General features: G+C 46.8%; 18 protein-coding genes. 7 read left to right on the forward strand and 11 right to left on the reverse strand.

Annotated features, from left to right (window positions below; translation table 11 throughout):
* Window positions 1–402 precede the first annotated feature (402 nt).
* Window positions 403–1,743 carry a uracil-xanthine permease family protein gene (locus G3255_RS03640; protein WP_211653331.1) on the forward strand — a complete coding sequence of 447 codons (1,341 nt, stop codon included), beginning with the start codon at window positions 403–405 and terminating at the stop codon, window positions 1,741–1,743.
* A gap of 226 nt (window positions 1,744–1,969) precedes the next feature.
* Here the strand turns inward: G3255_RS03640 and G3255_RS03645 are convergent, their stop codons facing one another.
* Window positions 1,970–2,239, reverse strand: coding sequence for a LapA family protein (locus tag G3255_RS03645; protein WP_211653332.1), 270 nt, complete (start codon window positions 2,237–2,239; stop codon window positions 1,970–1,972).
* A 524-nt stretch (window positions 2,240–2,763) separates the two neighbouring features.
* Between G3255_RS03645 and G3255_RS03650 the strand changes: the two genes are divergently transcribed.
* On the forward strand, window positions 2,764–4,422 hold the full coding sequence (locus tag G3255_RS03650) for an SWIM zinc finger family protein (protein ID WP_211653333.1): 1,659 nt from the start codon (window positions 2,764–2,766) through the stop codon (window positions 4,420–4,422).
* A 165-nt stretch (window positions 4,423–4,587) separates the two neighbouring features.
* Here the strand turns inward: G3255_RS03650 and G3255_RS03655 are convergent, their stop codons facing one another.
* The 4 genes from G3255_RS03655 to istA all read right to left on the reverse strand — a co-directional run bounded on the left by G3255_RS03655 (window position 4,588) and on the right by istA (window position 9,030).
* A complete protein-coding gene (locus tag G3255_RS03655) occupies window positions 4,588–5,142 on the reverse strand; it encodes an MFS transporter (RefSeq protein ID WP_211653334.1) in 555 nt (184 codons plus the stop codon).
* Entirely contained in the window at window positions 5,139–6,569 is a 1,431-nt protein-coding gene (locus tag G3255_RS03660; RefSeq protein WP_249222057.1) for an FAD-binding oxidoreductase, read from the reverse strand. Before G3255_RS03660 ends, G3255_RS03655 begins: the two co-directional genes overlap by 4 nt.
* A 426-nt stretch (window positions 6,570–6,995) precedes the next feature.
* The gene (istB, locus tag G3255_RS03665; RefSeq protein ID WP_211653335.1) at window positions 6,996–7,748 is read right to left on the reverse strand and encodes an IS21-like element helper ATPase IstB; all 753 of its coding nucleotides are present in this window, start codon (window positions 7,746–7,748) and stop codon (window positions 6,996–6,998) included.
* Window positions 7,741–9,030: an IS21 family transposase gene (gene istA, locus G3255_RS03670; RefSeq protein ID WP_211653336.1), complete on the reverse strand. Its 1,290-nt coding sequence runs from the start codon at window positions 9,028–9,030 to the stop codon at window positions 7,741–7,743. Before istA ends, istB begins: the two co-directional genes overlap by 8 nt.
* Window positions 9,031–9,200: 170 nt before the next feature.
* Here istA and G3255_RS03675 point away from each other — a divergent pair, with 170 nt between their 5' ends.
* Window positions 9,201–10,301 carry a DUF1572 domain-containing protein gene (locus G3255_RS03675; protein WP_349291409.1) on the forward strand — a complete coding sequence of 367 codons (1,101 nt, stop codon included), beginning with the start codon at window positions 9,201–9,203 and terminating at the stop codon, window positions 10,299–10,301.
* A 152-nt stretch (window positions 10,302–10,453) separates the two neighbouring features.
* On the opposite strand, the gene G3255_RS03680 is transcribed toward G3255_RS03675, so the two are convergent.
* Window positions 10,454–10,942, reverse strand: a complete 489-nt coding sequence (locus G3255_RS03680; protein WP_211653337.1) for an N-acetyltransferase — start codon at window positions 10,940–10,942, stop codon at window positions 10,454–10,456.
* Window positions 10,943–11,188: 246 nt separating this feature from the next.
* Between G3255_RS03680 and G3255_RS03685 the strand changes: the two genes are divergently transcribed.
* Window positions 11,189–11,503 carry a hypothetical protein gene (locus tag G3255_RS03685; RefSeq protein WP_211653338.1) on the forward strand — a complete coding sequence of 105 codons (315 nt, stop codon included), beginning with the start codon at window positions 11,189–11,191 and terminating at the stop codon, window positions 11,501–11,503.
* 195 nt (window positions 11,504–11,698) lie between these two features.
* Here the strand turns inward: G3255_RS03685 and G3255_RS20040 are convergent, their stop codons facing one another.
* Window positions 11,699–11,809: a putative holin-like toxin gene (locus tag G3255_RS20040; protein WP_249222058.1), complete on the reverse strand. Its 111-nt coding sequence runs from the start codon at window positions 11,807–11,809 to the stop codon at window positions 11,699–11,701.
* Between the two features lie 570 nt (window positions 11,810–12,379).
* Window positions 12,380–13,837 (reverse strand): amidase family protein, encoded by a 1,458-nt coding sequence (locus G3255_RS03690; protein ID WP_211653339.1) that lies wholly within the window; start codon window positions 13,835–13,837, stop codon window positions 12,380–12,382.
* Between the two features lie 394 nt (window positions 13,838–14,231).
* Between G3255_RS03690 and G3255_RS03695 the strand changes: the two genes are divergently transcribed.
* Entirely contained in the window at window positions 14,232–16,955 is a 2,724-nt protein-coding gene (locus G3255_RS03695; RefSeq protein WP_211653340.1) for a M14 family metallopeptidase, read from the forward strand.
* Between the two features lie 221 nt (window positions 16,956–17,176).
* The gene (locus G3255_RS03700) at window positions 17,177–18,019 is read left to right on the forward strand and encodes an aldo/keto reductase (protein ID WP_211653341.1); all 843 of its coding nucleotides are present in this window, start codon (window positions 17,177–17,179) and stop codon (window positions 18,017–18,019) included.
* Window positions 18,020–18,203: 184 nt separating this feature from the next.
* Here G3255_RS03700 and G3255_RS03705 read toward each other — a convergent pair whose 3' ends face one another.
* Both G3255_RS03705 and G3255_RS03710 read right to left on the reverse strand, forming a co-directional pair.
* Window positions 18,204–19,352, reverse strand: coding sequence for an MFS transporter (locus G3255_RS03705; protein WP_211653342.1), 1,149 nt, complete (start codon window positions 19,350–19,352; stop codon window positions 18,204–18,206).
* A gap of 147 nt (window positions 19,353–19,499) precedes the next feature.
* On the reverse strand, window positions 19,500–20,018 hold the full coding sequence (locus tag G3255_RS03710; protein WP_211653343.1) for a TetR/AcrR family transcriptional regulator: 519 nt from the start codon (window positions 20,016–20,018) through the stop codon (window positions 19,500–19,502).
* Between the two features lie 266 nt (window positions 20,019–20,284).
* Here G3255_RS03710 and G3255_RS03715 point away from each other — a divergent pair, with 266 nt between their 5' ends.
* Window positions 20,285–20,959, forward strand: coding sequence for a metallophosphoesterase family protein (locus tag G3255_RS03715; protein WP_211653344.1), 675 nt, complete (start codon window positions 20,285–20,287; stop codon window positions 20,957–20,959).
* Between the two features lie 108 nt (window positions 20,960–21,067).
* On the opposite strand, the gene G3255_RS03720 is transcribed toward G3255_RS03715, so the two are convergent.
* Complete coding sequence (locus tag G3255_RS03720; protein ID WP_211653345.1) at window positions 21,068–21,877, reverse strand: CPBP family intramembrane glutamic endopeptidase; 810 nt, start codon at window positions 21,875–21,877, stop codon at window positions 21,068–21,070.
* Window positions 21,878–21,923 lie beyond the last annotated feature (46 nt).

The raw sequence follows: 21,923 nt of genomic DNA on the forward strand, positions 1-21,923 counted from the left end.
CGAGGAGGCTCAGCGCGTGAGCCGTGGCCAGACCGGTTGTCAGCAGGTGGCCCAAATCAGAGAGAGTCACGAACTACTACACTTTTCGAAAGCAATATCTCAAGGACTCGGAGCGCAATGTGGCGACTCCTGCGGAAGAACGGAGTGATGAGACCCCGCAGGCAATGAATGAACGAAGCAGTGCTGAGTGCATTCATTTGCGACGCATCTGCCATGCAGATGTGGGAGCAACGGTTTTTTTGCGATGCTCGAACGCAGTGAGAGTTGAGCACAAGGGTTTTGATAGTGACGAGGAGGCTCAGCGCTTCGTCCGCGGAAAGCGTCCGCATGGAGCGCAGAGTCCTATTTACCGAAGATGATAAGGTGGATTAATAGCTGAATAAAATTGAAAAGAGGTGTTGTATGAAGGAAGTAGTTGGAGCTGACACAAAGGCTAGGAATACAAACAAATACGATGTGGATGGCGTCCCCGCGTTAAAAGAAGCAATACCTTTGGGGTTGCAGCATATTTTCGCAATGTTTTTAGGGAACGTGGCGGTCCCGATCATCATCGCGGGTGCGGTCGGCATCACAGGAGCGGATTTGACGATCTTGATTCAAAGTGCCATGGTCATGGCCGGAATTGCAACGATCATCCAATGTTACCCAATATGGCTGGTCGGGGCGCGGCTCCCGGTCGTCATGGGGACGAGCTTTGGATTTCTGCCGACCAATCTCGTCATCGCCAGCTCCTACGGCATAGGCGGATTATTGGGTGCCAGCCTGATCGGCGGTTTGTTCGGCGGAGCTTTAGGGTTTTTCATAAGGAAAGTAAGGAGATTCTTTCCGAAAATTGTCACCGGTACAGTCGTTTTGACGATCGGTTTGTCACTATTGCCTACGGGAATTGTCTCGATGGCTGGAGGCAGCGGATCTGAAAATTTCGGGTCAGCTAAAAACTGGTTGGTAGCTTTATTGGTACTGGCCATTGTGCTGTTTCTCAATAGATATGCAAAGGGAATGGCGAAAACATCCTCTATTTTAATCGGTATTATTATTGGATATTTAGTGGCTCTGCCACTGGGGATGGTCGAATTTACAGCCATGAGAGAAGCCAGTTGGTTCTCAGTTCCACAACCCTTCTATTTCCCGATGGAATTTTACTGGGGAGCGATTCTCCCTATGATGATCATGTTTATCGTGACATCTGTTGAGACCGTGGGAGATGTGACAGCCATGACGAATGGGGGAGCAGGCAGAGAGCCTACAGAAAAAGAGCTTTCCGGCTCAGTCATAGCGAATGGTTTTACGTCTTCTCTAGGAGCGATTTTTAATTCCCTGCCAAACACCTCGTTTAGCCAAAATGTAGGGATGATTGCATTTACCAAAGTAATGAGTCGATATGTCGTAGCTGTGGGCGCCGGATTCTTAATATTGGCCGGCCTGATCCCTAAGATGGGCGCGCTTATCTCCACCATGCCGCCAGCCGTCATTGGAGGAGCCACCGTTATCATTTTTTCTCAGATTACCTTAACGGGCATCGCCATATTGACCTCGGAGCCTTTAAATGAAAGAGCCAAGATCATCATCGGATTGTCTTTGGTATTTGGACTCGGCTTAAGCCAAGTACCCGATGCGATGAATGGGTTTCCGGAAGTGATTAAGTTATTGTTTGGCGGCTCTGGTATCACAATCGCCTGCTTTATGGCGATTGCATTGAACCTGATCATTCCAGAGGAGCCTGCGGAAACAGAAAACGCATAGGGGAAATCACGCTCGACAACAATAACACGAAGAAAAGGCCGTATCCGGCAAGCTCAATGCTTAGCGGATACGGCTTTTGTCTGTTTCATTTGGTATTGGTGCTCAAAAAAAGAGCCCCCTTTAAAAAAGGAGGGCTGTGCCTAATTTGATCGCCTGTTCCAAACAATTATCTACTTTGTCTCGGTTCAAAGTTTTTTAACGGACCCTCTTGGCCAGCGATAAAAAATTAAGAAGCAGAGACATTTTTCTTCGGTTTAACGGGCTTGCCTTTTTGTGCAGCTTTTTTATCCTTCTGCAAAGAGTAGATTTTGGCAAGCGCCACAGATCCGCTTAACAGGAATCCCATCAACGCAGAGGCCAGAATGACAAGAATAAGCGGCCAATCCGCAGTGCCAAAAACGAAGTTGACAGGCACGGTATCCACATTGACAACTGCGAAAATGGTAATCAATACGGCAAACAAAAATGCGAGCAACACGAGCCACTGGAGTTTCATATGCGTACCCTCCTTTTGAAGTTAGTATGGTGAAAAGGAACAGGATTTCGTAAGTTATGTAATTTTCCGTACTTTGTGGGTAACGGAAAAGATGGTCAGTGCATATGAAACTGGTTAGCTCGCTGTTATCGAAAATAGTTGTGATAGAGTTGTTCTACTAAAATATAGCTACATTGTACACCTTAATTTCTATTAAATCATCAAAAAGGTACTATTTTTTGATTATAAAAAAGGTGTTGCTTACTTGATGATTCCATTTGAAGTATGACCTTGTTGTATCGGGTATAATTCGACTTATATACTGTCATGCATGGAAAAACAGTCGGACATTACGGGGGATGCGTTTGTATTGTTGGCTATTCGTCATTTCGTCTGACACAGCGACGATATGGAGATCGATGAAAATAAAAGTAGTGCCAAGCTACGGCACATCTTCCTTCAAAAAATATGGTTTTCAATTAGAAAATCGCTTCTTATTCAGTCGCAACTCTTCACAAGTTATAATCAAACGAGGAGGGGAACTCATGAATCTAAGTAATTTTAAAAAAACCGTTCCCGCAAAGCTTTACAAGCGAGGATTGGATTATTTTGAGCAGGGTTTCGTGGAACAATTGACGGAAGATACGCCGAACCGCTGGCATGCTTTGGTTTCGGGCACACAAGATTACGAAGTGTCGGTCAATTTAAGGAAAGACGGAACGATTGTCGGTTCTTATTGCACGTGCCCGTTTGAATCGGATTCGCTGTGCAAGCATGAAATCGCAGTGTGCTTGGCGATTAGTGAATATAAAGCAGTAAATGGTACGACTGCAGTGGATGTAATGGCGCAATTAAAGGCGCTGAAAAAAGCGGAACTGCTGGAAATCTTGGAAGAGCTGGTGGAGAAGCAGCCTGCCGTCCATCAGTATTTGACAGAGAAATTCTTGGATACGGGAGAGATGGATGAAGAAAAAGCACGCCAGCTGATACGGATATCAGCTTACCGAGCTGTCCGCAATGGCTTTATCGAGTGGGACTGGACAGGCCAAGCACTTGAAGGCGTTGAGGAAGTGCTTGAGTTTTTGGATGGCTTGGATTCACGGCAGGATGCCGAACAGATCATCCGACTCAGTTTGGTCGTCATCAGGGAATGTACGGGCATGCTGCAAATTGCGGACGATTCATCCGGAGAGATCAGTTCAGCGATTTACGAAAGCTTGGAGAAGGTCGACGAAGCTCTGAGAGAGTGGCCAGGAGAAGTGGATGAAGCGATCGTCGATAGGATGCTTGAACTGTTGTATCCGCATATCTTGTTTGGATTGGAGCAGGACATGACCGATGCACCGAATGATTTGGTGGAATCTGTCTTGCGATGGAACGAAAAAGGAGAGTTCGGAGATAAGCTCTATAATTTCATTGAAAAACTGATTGCCAGTAAGGAAATGCAAAGCAAGACGTATCATTATTTAGAAGAGCGGTTCCGGGTGTACCAGCTATGGGTGCTGCAAAGACACAGCGGGCAGGATGCTGTCGAAGCATTTTATTCAAAGCATCATCGCTATCCGGCTATCCGTAAAGCCCAAGTTCTGCAGGCGCTGAGAGCCAGTGAATTCGAGAAAGCCCTTAAGCTATGCGAAGAGTCGGAAAAGTTAGATGCGGATTTTGCTGGGCTTTTACATGAATGGAAAAAGCTTCGTTTTAAAGCTTACGAAGGGATGGGCAATACAGCGGAGATGATCGACCTCAGTGCCAAGTTTACACTTGATGGTGAGGAAGAATATTACTTTAAGCTGAAGAATTTAGTGAATCCCGAGCAATGGCCGAATAAGTTGGAGGCGCTTCTGGCCGATATGAAAAACCGTCCGCGGAGCCGGCCTTTGTATCTCGGGATTCTAATTGAAGAAAAGAGGATGGAAGACCTGCTGGATTATTGCAGGAGGGATATCTCTGCAATCGAGCAGCTGTATCCGCACCTGTTGGCGGATTATCCGCATGAAGTGAATGAAATCTATACCGCCTATATTTACCGACAAATCGATCGGGCTTCCAACCGTAAAGCCTATTGGACTGCCTGCCAAAAGATCAAGTCGTTCAAAAACGCGCTCGGTACTCAAGCGGCGTATCGGTTGGTCGAAGAAATCAAATTCATGTATCCGAAACGGCCAGCGCTGTTGGATGAGTTGGGGAAGGTGAAGTTGAAATAACCATTTTGCTTCCTGATAAGCGCAGTAAAAAAAGCCGGATTCATTAACCTCACTTAAGGGTTAATGGATCCGGCTTTAGTATGTTCAGTTAGAGTAAATGCTGTGCCAATAAATGATGGATGTCCAATCGTTTGACTGGTGAATGTGGAAACCGCTATATGGATTTTAAGTTTGCAACTCCGGCAAGGGTTTATCTTTTTTCATTATCGAAAACCCGCTCCAGGCGAATAGTGCAGAGGCGATATAGAAAATGCTTGATATTGTGAAGAAATCCACTAAATAGCCGGTGGCAATGACCGCTGCCGCTGCAGCAATTGACGTCCAAATATGGTAATTGCCAATTTCTTTTCCGGCGCTTTCTTTTAATACATGTCTGGCCAATACGGTTTTTTCAGAATTTTTTTGGACTGCACCAAGAACTCCCATAAGGATTTGCAAAATATAGACATGCCATATTTCGTTTGCCAGGGGGAAGACAAGCAATATTAGCGCCATCCCCCAGGAATAGATGCTAAGCAGTACATGGTCGCCCGCTTTGTCAGCGATTTTACCGATGAGCGGGTAGCAAATCGCAGCGGTCAACGCAAACAGTCCATATGCCCAGCCAAACTGGGAATAGGAATTTCCAACGTTTCTGAGCATCAGGATGTAAAAAGGGAAGATCATGCTTGAGGCCATGACGATGGTTCCTTGATAGACGATGAATCGTTTATAGTTCATTGCTTATACTCCTCATAGAAAATATTCACAAACCGCCCGCTCGGATCATATTCTTTTTTTAAGTCGAAAAACTCGCTTGTCCTTGGATAGGCTTCTGCCATTTGCTCTCTAGTAGGGTAGCCAAAATACGGCAGGTAATAGCTTCCTCCATGGTCGAGCGTCACATCCACCATGTTGCGGACGACCCTTCCAGTATCTTCAATGCTCTGTGCATCTGTTCCTTGATTGATCAGGAGGACGAGCGAGAACATATCTTCCTTCGCATAAGACAGCACCGCTTTTTCATTTTTTTCAACATAACGGATGGTGATATTCAATAAATTAAATTGATCTTCATCGATTAAAGTTTCTCTCAAGTCATCAATATACGCTTCAAAATTTTCTGCAGGAACAAAATATTCCTGAAGGACTTCGGTGTTTTCGGGATGGCTGTATTCCATGAATTCGGAATCCGACCGCATGACATTGTTTCGTGAAATCAATTTTCCATCAATTGAAGCTGAATAGGTTTTCTGGGTATTCCAGAACACTTTTTTTCCTTGCTCATTCAGCCGGGCAAGTCCGAGGAAAAATTTCGGAACAGCGATCAAGGTCTCCTGCTTTAATTTTTGGGGCTCCATGGGAAGGCCTTCCCGCTCCATTTCCTGATAATTGATGACATACATGTCTTTCAAAAACGAGTCAGGGGATAAGGAAATTCGCGCCAAATGCATCTTCATGCTTTCGTCTGCTTTGACGTTGTCGTTAAAATAATCACTGTATTCGTCATACTGAAGCTGTTCAGAATGTATTTCATACATTTCATCGTCTGTCAGCTTCAATGTCACGTCCAGAATGACGCCGAATAAACCATAGCCTCCTATAACCGCTTGGAACAGCTCGGGGTTCTGAACCGAACTGAGCGTCAGGATCTCACCGTTTGCATCAAGCAGGCGAAGGGATTCGACAGTGTCGATCAAGCTGCCGTTTTGGATATCGAGGCCATGCGCATTGACGCTTAAAGAGCCGCCGACAGTAAAAATATTTTGGGACTGGCTGACTTTTAATGCTAGCCCATATGGATTGATATAGTCCTGAATGTCACTCCAAGTCGCTCCGCTTTGGATCGTAATGGTTTTTTCTTGTGCATCGAATCTCAGAATTTTATTATATGGTTTCATATCAAGAAGGATGCCGTCGGGATACACCGTATGTCCACCTTGGCTGTGCTGCATGCCGGCAATGGCTATCGGCTCTCCTTCCGAATTGGCATCGAGGACCACTTGCTGAATTTCGGCCGTGCTGTCGGTCGCTTTTATCGCTTTCATTTTTACTGGCAGCAAGCGGCTCTGGTCTTCTGCTACCGGCTCAGCTGATTGTCCAGTAAAATAAAGGATCGACAGGAATAAGAAAGTGATGTAAACAAAGAGCATCAAATAGCGTTTCATAATAGGTTTTATGCACTTCCTTCTGGTCCGGTATAACACTGCTTTTGATTTTACAATACCAAAGCTTTCTGGAAAATACTATGTTATTCGATATCTTATATGTTTGGTAAACACCGCCTAAGCGGCAGGTGAATAACTAATTGTTAAACTCGAGAAATGAAAGATGATTCATGAATTTTTTTATCTTGTCGTAAATCGTTAGCTTCCTCGCGCACAGGGGAGAGATTTAAAAGAGACTGGTAAGCTTCTTTTATCCTTTATGATCGGTTCTTTAGTAAAATATGAACTACCAAAGAAATGAGGCGTAGCTAATGGAATATATTTATCTCTTGATTGCGGCAGTTTTAGTTATAGTAGTTGGCGCCTTTATTTATGTAAATGTCAACTTGACTATGTACATTTTCGCTTGTTTAATGATGCACAACTTCACTCGTTTTCAGAAGCTAAATGATGCTTGATGCGATAAGATTCGCCGACAATGCTGACCACCGTAGCGTGATGCAAGATGCGGTCCAGGATGGCGTTGGCGATCTTCGTATCCTGAAAGACCTCGTCCCACGACTTGAAGTTTACATTGGTCGTGAAGATGGTGCTGCGCTTTTCGTACCGCATATCAATGAGTTGGAAAAAGCTTTTGGCATCTTCCGGATCAATCGGTAAATAGCCGATTTCATCAATGATGAGAAGTTTGTATTTCGTGTAGTGTTTTAAACGGGCCTCTAAGCGATTCTCCAATCGCGCTTTCTTTAATTGCTGAAGAAGATCATGGCACTTGATAAAATAGGTGCTTGTTCTTTTCTTGGCGGCTGCGATTCCGATGGAAGTGGCCAAATGGGTTTTGCCCACACCGCTGGTGCCTAAGAATACGATGTTCTCCAGGTTCTCGATAAAGCGCAGGGACAGAAAATCATACATCTGCCCTTTGTTGACGGTTGGCTGGAAGTCGAAATCAAATTGATCCATCTCCTTTAAATGAGGAAAAGCCCCGACCTTCACCATGGATTGAAGCATATTCTTTTCGCGCACGTCGATTTCATAGTTGGTCAATTTCACCAACATCTCCACAAATGACAGTTGGTTCGAGATGCTGAAGTCGACGACTTCATTGACGTGTGCGGTCATTTGCTTCAACTTTAGGTACTCTAAATTTTGAACAAGTTGCTGATAGGTATTAGTCATGCTTGTACACCTCACCGATCGCTGCCAGATTTCCTTTAGCTAATTCCTCGATGTTCGGATAATCGGGAAGGGCTTGGCCTAAACTTTCCTGATAATGGACCGGTTTGTAGTTCAGAGGCGACTGACTAATGGGATGCTGGACAAGCAGCTCTGTGTTATCATACACATATAGTTGGTCATCATATGTTTGTAGACCTACGGTCTTTCCTTGATACTTGGCTGGTACCGAGTAGTGTTTTCCTTTATAAGGAACCATATTTGAAGGGTTGACCTTTACAAGCGTGTGATTGATCTGATAAGAATCTCTTATTTGTTTCCGTGGTAGGGGCAATAAGAGGTTCTTTTCTTGTTTTAGTGCAAATACGGGTATTTTATGCGTCCCTTGATGAAACGATTGATTGATCCGTTCGCATAGCTTTTGCACAAATTGATGCAGCTCTTCCAAGTTGAACTTGCCTTGATAGGCATGGATTTCATCCAAGTATTTCATCGGTGCTTCCACTTTGCCTTTCGTATTCGGTTTTCCGGCAATGCAGGGATGTACTTTGAATCCATAGTCTTGCGCAAATTGGGCGAACTTCGCATTGACCTTTCCCTTGGAATAACGGGTACGGGAATCGTCCATGACGGTTTTCATGTTGTCGGTGACAATCACTTTCGGCACACCGCCAAAGGTTTCAAACGCATCGTTCATAAAGGAAAAGAGAACGGCTTGCGATTTGGAGATGCTTAGATGGAAAGCGCGGAATCGCGAATAAGAAAGCAAGAGGACAGCGACGTTGATGTAGACGACTTCTCCGTCCTTGGTTTCATAGGGCAGGTTTTCTTTCCAGTCCAGTTGGGCTTGTTCCCCGGGAGGGGTCTCAAAACGTGCACTCGATTCGAGGGGCACCGTTCGTTTCCCTTCCTTGAAATAGGCATTAAATTCAGGTGTTCGTTGAATATATGCACGGAAAGTCGATTGTCCGCATTTCAATCCGTGATTGTCTTTCAAGTATTGCCAGAGAATCCGTTTGTAATAGAAAACCTGTTTGGATTCGACGGATAGAAGAAGCGAAATGACTTCGTAAAATTCGTCGATTTGGGAGCCTTTCTTCTTGGTTTTGGATGGCGTGAAGCCGTTTAGGTATTTATCGATTGTTCGGCGGTCCACATCAAGCTTTCTCGCCAGTTCACTTTTGTTTATTTTCATTTTTAGATTCTCCATTAGGGTTTTAAATTTCGGTAAGTCACTCAATTTCTTCACTTCAAATTCCGTTTCAATCGCTAGCTGTATGTACATACTTAATCACCTCTAGATTAGTATGCCGATGCACATCAAAACTGTACATGCTTAGACAATCATTTTAGTACATAGTTAAGCTATCATTTCTAATTTATTTCAGAAAGAATAAAGACGCATCTATTCAAATAGAAGAAACGCCTAGCGAAAGTGTGGCGGAAGAGATAGAAGTGGAGGAGCCGGAACCCGAAGACGACGACAGCCAGTTGAATCCGGTCGTGACGGAAGTCGAAGACGCGGAACTCGTCAAGCACGGCTATAAGCGGATCGAGATCCCGGCGAATATGATGCCTGTTATCGCTGAGACGCTGAAAGACGGAGCAGTTATTTTCCATCAAAGCCGGACGTTCCGCGTGCAGTTCAGCCCGGAAGTTGTGAAAGGCTTGAAGGATAAGAGTATGACGCTCATTGAGCGGGTCAACGGCAAGGGCTATATGCCGGCGGTGAAAAAAGACGGCGTGAAAGGGATTTACGAGCAGGCGGTCTTGGTGAAACGGGTGAACCCTGGGCTCGTTGCCCATGCGAGCATGAGCCTGTTGACGACGGTGGTTGGCCAGCAGCAACTCATGGAAATTCAAAGTTCCTTAAAGAGCATGGAGAAAAAACTCGAGACGCTCATTCAACACCGTGAACACGATTTCGCCGGGAAAATCGACGCGCGTTTTGGCTATTTCAAAGAAGTCATCGAACGCTTCCGGAGAAACGGCATCACACTCGGCGGCGTGGAAGACGCGGAAATCGAAGGCTTTTACACGGCGACGCTGCAGGATTTGAAAGTGCTGACGAAAGACTTGAAAGCCATTGTGGCGAGTGTCGAAAGTTTGAAAGAGCACGAAACGCTGCGGAAATGGGGAGAGGCCCCGGTGAAAAAAGAGTACGAGCAACTCATCGGGCGCTTCAACACCAAGCAGGAACTATTGCTATTGAATGTGCAGTTTATCCAAGAATGCTACGAGCCATATTTGCGGACCATCCGCAATTACGAAGAAGCCGACGTAAAATCGCAGACTTTGGCAGAGATCGTTGCGGAGAATCACGCGTTGATCCAAAGCATTGAAGAGAAAGTGAAAAGCATTGAAGAAAACTATAAAGTGAAGATCAACTTCGGTCTGAAAGCCTTGAAGTATCGAAACTTGGAGAGTTTGAAAGAGTTGGCGCCTGTGAAGATTAATGAACAACAAGCTGCCGAGCAAGAGATTCCTTCTGAAGTGTTGGTTGAAGTGACGGAAGATGAGAAAGCTTATGCGTATGTGCCGCGGAGAAATGAATAGTACCGAAAACACCCTGTACCTGAGTAACGGCAAATGCCGCTCGCTTGGTAGAGGGTGTTTATTCTAGTTGATCAAATTCAGTGGTATTTAAAGTTCGGTGGGATCCATTTCCGCTTCTCTTATTTATAGAAGCAGTTGAATTAAAGACAGCATTAAAGCGTTTTTAAAAGCTCATAATCATTATCGATATGAAAACCATATTTTGTATAGAAATTCTTTTGTCTAATTTTTTGTTCGTCATTTTCGAAAGACATTTCACCGGTTATTGTAGTTATGTTTCTTTTCTTAGCTTCTTTAATAAGGTAAGTCATAAAAATAGATCCATACCCTTTACTATACTTCTTTATATGAGGTTTATTGCAGTTCTCTAACACTTGAATATCACTGATTTGTAAAGAATGTTCATTTAAAAAAAGAATCATTGATGATCGATCAATCTTTGTCCAGTGAACTGAGTACAACCAAAAATTCAATACTGGACCTTCTTTATCTTCATGGAGAGCCAGCAAAACTGGCTCTCCATATTTTGTTTCTAAAAGGGTAGCCACAATTCCGCCTTCGCCTGGCTTATTGAATTCTTTCAACCTTTTTTTAAGTAAAAAAAATTTGAATTTGTTTATTGATTTTACCATTACTTCCATACATTCACCCCTTTAGTTTTAATACGTGGAATGTATTAAATAGTTCCGATATATTTTTTATCAGATGAACATAGAAACGTAGAATTGACGGAACTTAATTCTTTTCGATTTATGTATCCATATGTAATAACACCTTTTCTTGTTAATTATAAGATGTTGATGATTAACAATAAAATATTCACTGAATCGGGCTGTAATTTCATGTGCTATTCTGGAATTGTCTTACAAGGGAAAGGGGAATCTAGCATGAGTACAGTTAATAGAGCGCTACAGTCTATAGGGAAATCTAATTTCGTTCACTACTTCGAGGATTATAAGGAACTGGCATTTAGCAAGGAAAAACTAAGCGGGAAAGATAAAATGCCTTTGGCTAAAAAGCTTTTAGAGGATAATCCAAATGCTTCTAAAATTTCTGGACAATTAATCAGGATTTCTTCAGCTATTACCATATTTAAAAATGGGTGGGAAGAGGAAGCTTTAAAAGAAGTCATTGCTTCAAAGCATCACTCGATCAGTAAAGAGATAAAAGCAAAAGCCGCGACCTTAATTAGTATGAGATAAAAACCGAAAGAGTCTATTAATAAACTATTAAATAATAGAACCCAAAAACTTAATATGCTATAATTTAGACATAAAAAAAGACCGAGTGCGCTAACACCCGGTCGATGCAGTACATGCCGTATAAGTGCGGCTGGCCAAATTGAAGATGTTTTAAGCAAAGAGTAACCACCTACAATCCTGGCAGGGAGAAGGCGGTTACTTCTTTTTGTTGATGGCAATTGCGATGATCGCGACTCCAGCGGTCAAAGCTGAAGTGAGGAATATACCAAATTGAAATAGCATATTCATAGCATCGTAAGTTACCATATCTAAACACCCCCTTTCTCAAGGGAGTGCCAACCGCCCGTCCACTTTATGTAGCTGCATTTTTTATTTTATCACGCAGATAGAGAGTTTACTATTGCGGATAAAATGTATGGAACTTGTGCCACATTCATTAAATAAAAAAAGATCGAGGCGGCATACATCAAAGCCAACCTTGATCCTTTATGAATAATAAGATTTCCCAATAAAATTCATTAAGAAATTTCTTTAGGGCAGCGGGTGGGATGACCACACGCCCAGTATCAGGAGAAGTGCTTTAACACCCAAATTGTTAAGCAAGTTTCTTACTCTCAATGTAGTTTGTTTTAGCATATACATTCCCCCTTTAAGGAATCGAACCTCGGAATTACTTCGAATTAACGTATCGATGAACTCAATCACCGATATAACAAGCAGCAATTCTCCCGCACCCCTAAAGGAACTTCTTTAAAGATAGTATAAACTTTATATTTTGAGAATTCAAATGGCACATTTATAAAAACACCCAACACTAAATGGTTGATACCGAATACCAACTCTTTAGTGTTGGGTGTTTTTTTACATTTTTAAAATTCAGTGCGATTCCAAATCTGGTTTAATCCGTTTCTGCGTCGCCTGTTCATATGAATAAGCCAGTTCAATCAACCGCGCTTCGCTGAAGGCCTGTGCACTGAACGTAACACCGACCGGATGCCCGCTGCTCGCGTAACCGGCTGGCACGGTAATAGACGGATAGCCCGCTTTTGCCGGCATCCCCGCGCCGCGGTTGTTTTGGAATAACAATGCGTCGAGTTGGTGTTCTTTCATGACGAGGTCGATGCCTTCAGTCGTTGAAGAACGCCAATCGATTTCACGGTGCTTCAAGTATGTCGCGTCGTTCGGATCGTCGCTCAAGTTTTGTGCTTTCTCCAGTTCCGCCTGGCCGAATTTCATGCGGCGCTCGGGGTCTTGTTTGTTGAAGGCAATGACGTCAGCGAGTGATTTGACCGGCACGTCATCTGGTGTAGTGGCGAGATAGTCATTGACGCCGCGCTTGAATTCATACCATAACACGTCTGATTCAAACTCCTGCTGGGAAATCGTCAATTCGACGACGGTGGCGCCGAGTGCTTTGATTTGCTCGATTGCTGCGTCCATAATGGCGCGTTCTTCCGGTGCTTCGTGGTTCAAGTACGAAAGATCGACGCCGATATGGGCGCCTTTCAAGCCGTCTGATTTGAGATGCGGCGTGTAATCGGTGAGTGCGCATGCTGTGCTCCCCAGTGTCGCCGGATCTTGTTCGTCGACGCCGGTCATGGCGCCGAGCAAGATTGCCGCATCTGCCACGGTACGTGCCATCGGTCCTGCGGTATCCTGGCTTTCAGCAATCGGGATGATGCGCGAGCGGCTGATGAGCCCGACGGTCGGCTTGATGCCGACGATGGAGTTGGCGCTTGATGGGCTGAGAATCGAGCCGGACGTTTCTGTGCCGACACCGACCACCGCGAAATTCGATGCGATCGCAGCACCCGTCCCGGAGCTCGAACCACCGACATCTTCCGGTTCAAAGACATCGATGCCGTACGGATTTTTCACTTGGCCGGCGAGTGAGCTATAGCCGCTCGGGCCGTCTTGCGACATGAAATACGCCCATTCGCTCAAATTCACCTTGCCAAGAATGATGGCGCCGGCGTCGCGCAGTTGCTTCGCGACGAACGCATCTTCTTTCGCAAAATTGTGTTCAAGTGCGATGGCACCGGCAGTAGTCGGCATCTTGTCTTTTGTTTCTATATTATCTTTCAGCAACACTGGAATGCCGTAGAGCGGGCCTTGACCGTCCTGTCCGCGTTTTTCGTCCAGCTCGGCTGCGATTGCCAATGCGTCTGGATTGATGGCGCGGACGGAATTGATTTTCGGTCCGTTTTGATCGAGTGCTTCGATCCGGTCGAGATAGGCTTGGACCAATTCGACGGAGGTCAGTTTTTGGTCATGGAAGGCTTGTTGAATATCTTCAATGGTCGCTTCGATCAGTTTAAATGTGCTTGTTTCCATATGTATGCTCCTCGCTATAATGATGTACTACCTTTAATTGTACATGAATTCGTAATTTTGTATAAAGTTTTGGTCGATGTCCCTGTGCACGACACAATTCTCCGGGTGAAAACCTTGGTGTGGAAGGGCTTGAATGTTGCGACGTCCCTGTGCACGACACAATTCTTCAGGTGAAAACCCTGTTGTGGAAGGATTTGTATGTTGCGACATCCATGTGCACCACACAATTAATAGATGTTTCAATAACTGGAATAAAGTCCTATTTTTAATAATTAATCCTTTTGCCTACTTCGGAATACGAAATATTCTGTTATATTAAGAGCTGGTAATAAAAATTTCAAGGTGAAGGGATGTTATGTGGATGAAAAAAGTTTTTGCAGGATAGCTCTCGGTAATGCTGGTGTTGTCAGCGTTTGTGCCGACAATGGCCGCAAATGAAACGGGGGCTAGTGCGACAGAACAAGCGACTGCGCTTGAAGTGAGCCGTTCGGTCTTTTCGTTGACCGAAGCGCGCACTGTCGAAGTGTCGGCTGATTTAGGCGAAGGGGTCGATTTGGAAGATGTCGAATTCCAGTTCGGAGGAAAGCCGTTGTCTGAATGGCAGCAATGGACAGAAGGCCAACAATACAATGGCGACCCATTCATCACAGTGGTTGAAGAGCCTTCTTTTGTGGAAGGCACGAACAAAATCACCGCCGTGCTGGAATTTGGTTTATTGTACGGGACGGATGATTTGTCCAACCGCACGATCCGCACGCAATACCAGCAATTTATCGGCGATTATGAACTGGCGCTGATTGATTCGGCAAGCGGCGACAAAGCGGCAGCGACTGTCGAATTGAATGTCTACGATGAGTTCAAGTTTTACGATGAATTAAAACCGGCGATCGATGATATTTTCGCAGCCGCTGAAGAAGATGCGGACAACGATCGCTACCTCGAGTATCAGACCGTCGGCAAAACGGTGGAAGGGCGCGATATTCATTTCGTCATTTTGGCGCGAGATGAGGCAGCGGTCGATCAGTATTTGAATGAAACTTTGCCGACTGCGCTTGAAGATCCGGAAAGTTTAATTGAAAAACTTGAGAACGATACGATGGGCGATTACCAAGTGCCGATCTGGTTCAATAATATCCACCCGGACGAAGTGGAAGGCGTGGACGTGCAAGTTGAGTTGTTGGAGAAATTCGCTTTGGAAGACGAAGTGAAATTCATGAATACAGACGGCGACACGGAATTTGAAGAGAACTTGAACGTTGACGAGGTGCTCGACGATGCGATTTTCCTCTATATGTTCACGAGCAACCCGGACGGCAGAGCGGCCAACACGCGCGCGAACGCCGAGGGCTTTGACTTGAACCGCGACAATGCGTACCAAACGCAAGTGGAAACGCAGCAAGTGAATGAAGTGCTGTCGAAATGGACGCCGCTATCATTTGTGGATTTCCACGGCTATGTGGACGGGTTCTTGATCGAACCGGCAACACCGCCGCATAACCCGAACTTTGAATACGATTTATTGATCGACAATATGATGGAACAAGCCAATGCGATGGGCCAGGCGGGCATCGCGAATTCCGAGCTGACCTCGTATTTCATTGCCAAAGACGGCTACGGTTCCGGTTGGGATGATATGACGCCAGCGTACACCGCAATTTACGCGATGCTTCACGGTGCGCTCGGCCATACGATCGAAGTGCCGACATTGAGCCAGGACGGCTATAATGCACTTGTCGGCAGCGGACTCGGCGCGGCGAATTACGTGCATGACAATAAAGACCAATTGTATAAAGAGCAATTGGAGATCTTCAAACGCGGCGTGGACGGGGAAGATAACCGTGCCGTCGATGAATATTACGTCAATGCGGCAGGTGAAGTGATCGGCCGTGACCGCGGAGACAATGAAAACTTCTTCCCGGATTACTACGTGATTCCGACAGATGACAAGAACCAGAAGAATGCGTTGGAAGCTTATAATATGGCGGATTATTTGATTCGCAACGGCGTGGAAGTCGAAAAGACCGTGAAACCTGTCGAGGTGGACGGGGTAACTTATCCGAAAGGCACATTCATCGTGCCGATGGACCAGGCGAAACGCGGCTTGGCGAATGCCATGCTCTATGAAGGTGATAATGTTTCCGATTGGGATGCGATGTATGACCCGATCGTCGTCAACTTCTCCGATTTGAGAGGCTTTGATTTGGAAGAAGTTCGTGTTGAAAATGCATTCGATGGAAAGACTCAAGAACTTGAAGAAGCGGTTGTTCCGACAAGCACGGTAAAAGGAAACCCGCCGAAACAAATTCTCGAGAACTCCACGAACGATGCAATCCGCGTCGTCAACGCGTTGCTTGCTGACGGCAAAACAGTGGAAGTGCTGACGGAAAGCAAAGGAAAAGCGGAGGCTGGCGATTTCGTCGTAGCAACGAACGATCTTCGCGCGTATGCCGATGATTATTATTTTGAGACGCAAGTATTCGGCAACGGCAAAAATGCCGAAACCGAAGTGCTGGAGCAGCCAAGTGTTGCGGCCACCGGTTCTGCGCAATTGAACTTCTCGTTGCGCCAGCTTGGCTTTGAACTGACGGACGCTGCAGCAGCGGATGTCATCGTCAGCGATGGCGGTTCATTTAACGCAGCACAAATCACCGGCAAAACTTTTGTCGGGATCGGTGCACCTGCACTTAACGCTGTCAGTAAGAGCGGCTTGCTTCCAGGCTTTGCGTACACGAGCACCGGAAGCAGACACGAAGGGCTCGTCAAAGCCGATGTCGCGGAGCATCCGCTGACTGCCGGATACGAGCAGCAAGAAAATCTCTACGTCACGACCGGTTCGTGGATTTCAAGCGTACCGGAAGGCGCAGAAGTGCTCGCGAGCTTCCAGGACAGCGACGATTTCTACCTCGCCGGCTGGTGGCCTGGCTATGAACAAGCGCAAGGCCAAACGATGGCGATTACGGCTGATGAGGGAGAGACGACGTTTAACTTGTTTGCCAACTCTCTGGCATTCCGTGCCCATACTGAGCACAGCTACCGCTTCATTGCGAACTCGATTTACGATGCAGTGAGCGTTGAAGCTGAAGTGGTGGTGAAGGGGAAAGGGAAGAAGAAGCAGTAGGTGATGTCCCTGTGCACCACACAATTCTCCGGGTAAGAACCTTGATATAGCGGCGTTTGCGTCACGCAACGCCCCTGTGCACAACACAATTTGAGATCCGCTCCATTCGACAATGGAGCGGATCTCTTTTTATTCGCCAGAGAAATTTCGGAAGCCGAATGATTTGAATTCATAGAGCTGTAAGAGTAATCTGAAAATAGATTTGAGAGGAGTGGAAGTAGATGGTAAAAGCAATTCCAGAAGTGACATTAAATGACGGCACAACTTTGCCGGTGACAGGGCTCGGTACATACGGACTGTGGGGAAATGCCGGAGCGAACGCCGTCAGCAGCGGCATCAATGCGGGATACCGTTTGATCGACACGGCGTATAACTACGAAAACGAAGGCGCGGTCGGCGAAGGCATCCGGCGCAGCGGCATTTCCCGTGACGAGCTATGGGTGACTTCCAAGCTGCCGGGACGCTATCACACATACGAAAAAGCCTTGGTGGCGATCCAGGAATCGCTATTCCGGGCACAATTGGATTATTTCGACCTGTATTTAATTCACTGGCCATTGCCGAATCAAGATACGTACGTGGAGGCATGGCAAGCCTTGATCGATGCACAGAAATGGGGGCTCGTCCGCTCGATCGGTGTCAGTAATTTCCTGCCTGAGCACTTGGATCGCATCATCAAAGAAACAGGGGTGACGCCGAGTGTGAACCAAGTGGAATTGCACCCGTTCTTCAACCAGGCACATCAGCGAAAAGTGCACACGGACCTCAATATCCAAACGCAATCGTGGAGCCCAATCGCCAGAGCGAAGGATATCCTGTCGAATGACACCATCAGCCAAATTGCCGAATCCCATCATAAAACCATCGCGCAAGTCGTCTTGCGCTGGCAATACCAAATCGGCTCGGTGTCGATTCCGCGTTCCACCTCGCCTGAGCGCCAGCGTGAAAACCTGGCTATTTTCGATTTTGAATTAAGCGACAGTGAAATGACGGCGATTTCGGATTTGTCCCGCCCGGACGGCAGGTTGTTTGATATGGACCCGGCGACGCATGAGGAGTTTTGATGTCCCTGTGCTAGACACAATTCGAGTATCCGGATTCCTGTGTTAGAAGGAATCTGGTGAAAAAATATCCCTGTGTGAGACACAATTAAAGACACATCCGCTGCGAAGGCTAGCGGATGTGTCTTTGTTGTTTTATTCATCAGAACGAATTGTGTGGGAATTGTGTGGTGCACAGGGACAGGGCTTACGGCTGTGCAGCGGTTTGTTGAGTAGAAACCGGCTGAGCATTCGTTTTAATAAAGATAAACAGCAAGCCAATCACTGCGAATGACAGAAAAGCGATCGGGTAGGACATGCCGTCGATCAAGACGCCCGCCGCGATCGATCCGATCGATTGCCCGATGCCGAGCGAGAAGAACGACAAGCTCACGCCGACAGACGGCGTATCTGGGAAATGGCGTGTGCCCCAGACGATGAATAAGCCAGTCATGAAAATGAATGAGATGCCGAATAAAATCGCCGACAGGTAGATGGCGGCAGAATGCTGAATGGTCAGGGTGACGAGAGACGCCGTCGCCACCAACACGCCGAGACGGTAAGACCAGCCGAGCCCCAGACGTTGAATAATCGTTCCGGCGATGCCGCCGATGATGCCGGCTGCGCCCATGACGATCCAGAAAATCATGCTTTCCGGCACCGAGAAATCGTGCGCTTCGGTCAGGTAGCTTCTTGAAAAGGTCCAGTAAATGGAGGAGCTGAAGCCGATGCCGATTGCCGCGAGAATCATAAAGCGCGCTTGGCCGAGCAGGCTCAGTTTAAACTGGCTGCCAGTGGATTGTTCCGGTTCTTCTTCCGGACGGTCGATCGCGCGTGCATTCCACCACAGCGTCAAGAACGCCAGGATTGCGAACAGCACGTAGCCCCAGCGCCACTGTTCGGCAAAGACCAGTGCGACAGGGCCGCTCGCGACGACTCCGACACTCGTGCCGGTATTGATCCACGTATTGCCTCTATCGCGCTCGCGGCTCTCAAGCGATTGCGCGACGACTTGGCTGAAGGCGGGCGATACCCAACCGCTCCCGAGTCCCGCGACAAATGCGCTGATGGCGAGTGTATAGAAACCTGGCGACATAGCCATTCCGAGCATGCCGATAAAGGCAGAAGCGCCGGAATACAACACGACGTGGCGGGCGCTCATTTTATGGATGAAGATAGCCGCTGTCACCAAGGCCAGTGTATAGGCGGCATACGCCACCGAACCGATCAATCCCGACTGGCTTTCGGATAAATTTAAGGCGCTGCTGATTTCCGGCAAGAACAAACCGAAACTGTATCTGGCGAACGCATAGGTGACACCGATCATGGCGATGCCGGGCAAAACGATTTTCCACATGATAATTCACTCCTTTTATTAGATAGAACGGTCATTATATTTTTAAGATAAAAAAATAGAACTGTTCTGAGTGCCGTTCTTAATTTCTTATTATAGATAGAACGGTCACTATACTTTTGAGGTAAAAAAAGTAAGCAATCCGCTTACTTATAAATGTTGCACCAAAGCCATCAAGGCATCTTCGACATCATCCAATGGAGAAAATTCCGCCAAGGATACGGCTCCTTCAAACAGCAAGGACAAGCGCGTCGCTTCGGTGGGCGTAAGCCCGTTCGACAGGAACAACTGCTTGGTGTCTTCTTTATGGTTCGTCACGAGCTGGACAATCGCGTGGTCGGGTTCGCTGACGAATTCTTCTTTCGCCCGCAAAAACATGCAGCCATTGGAAGCGGTATGCTTTAGCCAATTCAAATGGCCGATCGCTAGCCGTTGTGCAACCGAGCCCGTCGCTTGTTGTTTCGCCTGTTCGAGATAGTCCATATAAACTTGCGATCTGCGGGTCAAGATTTCCAAGATCAGTTCATCTTTGGAATTAAAATGATTGTACAGCGTCATCAGCGCCACGTCCGCTTCTTGGACAATCGCCTTCAAGCCAATGGCATGAAAGCCGTGTTGGTAAAACAGCTGTTCAGCAGCTACCAGTAAATCTTCTTTCTTGGTGCTCATGAGCCACTCCTCCATTAATTTAGATATAACGGTCACTCTAAAATTAACAGCTATGGATAGCGGATGCAAGTGAAACCTGTCCAAGTGCAAAAAAGGCGTGAGGGTTTTGCTGCTCACGTGAAGGGTAAATAATTGGATGAAGATGGTAAACGTAAATGGAGATTGTTTTGGCAGGAGTTTGAGTGCAAACAGGGAAATACGCATATAACGGGAAGTCAGGTGAATTCAGAGTTATTGTGGAAAACGGGAAGCAGGAGGTGCACACGATGAAACGGATCTTAGCCATCAGCGATATTCACGGAGAGCTGGAATTATTCAATGAGTTGCTGGAGAAAGTGGCGTATGACGCATCGAATGACCAGCTGATTTTACTCGGTGATTATGTGGACCGCGGCCCGGATTCCAAAGGCGTGCTGGAGCGGGTCGTCGAATTGAAGCAGCAAGGCGCGATTGTGCTGCGCGGCAATCACGACCAAATGATGCTGGAAGCAGCGAGGGGTGAAACCGGCGCGGCGGGGAACTGGGTGCGCAACGGGGCGCTTTCCACTTTGCAAAGTTACGATTCTTCCATAAAAGGCATGAAGCTTCCGGCGATGGAGCTGTTTTGGGAACATATCGAGTTTTTGAAAGAGACGAAGTTTTATTACGAAGCAGATGGCTACTTATTCGTGCATGCAGGGGTTCAGCCAGGCGTTGCGATTGAAGAGACAGATCCGTATTTGTTGATGTGGATCCGCGATGAATTTCATCGAGGCTACGCAGGCGAAAAAAAAGTCGTCTTCGGCCACACACCGACATTTAAGCTGAGAGGGTCGGATGATACGAGCGTTTATTTTGGCGATAACCGCATCATCGGCATCGATGGGGGCGCGGTGTATGGCGGGCAGTTGAATTGTTTGGAGCTGCCGGGTGAGCAGGTGTATTTCGTGAAGAAAGAATGAGGCGGGCGTTTATTTCGAATGATACGTGCCCTGTGCTTTGGCTAGCGAGGGTATTTTTTATTCACCAAAAACCTGCTTCGCGCTTGTTTTCGGAGAATCGGGGGCTGCTTACCGAATGGCCGATCTGCGCTGTTCCAAGCCCCGTGACATCCAACCGACGATAAGCAGCAATAGCGCCGTGCTCACAATCAGCGCGATGAGATTCGGTGCAGCTTTTGTGTACAGGTCGTTGACGCTCGTCACCGACAGCCATTCCATAAACGAAGTGTCGGCAAAGGCCTGGTAGACGGCGAGTGTGTTGTTGGCGGCATGAAGCAAAATCGGCGCGAGCAAATTGCCGGTTTTGACATACAGGAGAGAGGCGATGACGGCGAACAGGAAGGCACCGAAAAAATTGAGGTGAAAGACGGCGAAGATCAAGCTCGTGATGCCAATGCCTTTCCACAAGCCGAATACGTCCATCAGCTGATTCAACAGGACGCCGCGGAAGACGAATTCTTCGGCGATCGGCGCGACGACGGCAACGATGAAACCGGTGGCGGCCAAATACCAAACGGCATCGGGGAGCGGCTGCGGTGTAAGAAAGAGATCGACCAAAGCGGGCGCTGTCGCCATGAGGCCGCGCAGCAATAGCCAATAGATGCTTATGGAAAACACCATGATTAAGAACGTAAGCCCGGCGATCGGCAATAGCCAGCGGGCGATGCCGCGGAAAAAGACGACTTCGCGCACTTTCACGCCGCGCTTTTGGAAGTAGTAGCTGCAAATCCATCCCGGCAAAACGATGTAGAAAATGAGCAACATGACGATGCTGTTCAGGAAGGGGTTGCCGGCAACTTGCAACAAGAAAGAAATCGAGACGATCGATGCGACTGTCATCAAACCGAGAACAAACCGTGGCTTCTTTTCCCTGACCATCCTCATCGCCGCCTTTCCGTAAAGTGCAGAACGAATTGTATTTTAA

The sequence above is a fragment of the Planococcus sp. MSAK28401 genome, assembly GCF_018283455.1.
GTDB lineage: Bacteria > Bacillota > Bacilli > Bacillales_A > Planococcaceae > Planococcus > Planococcus alpniumensis.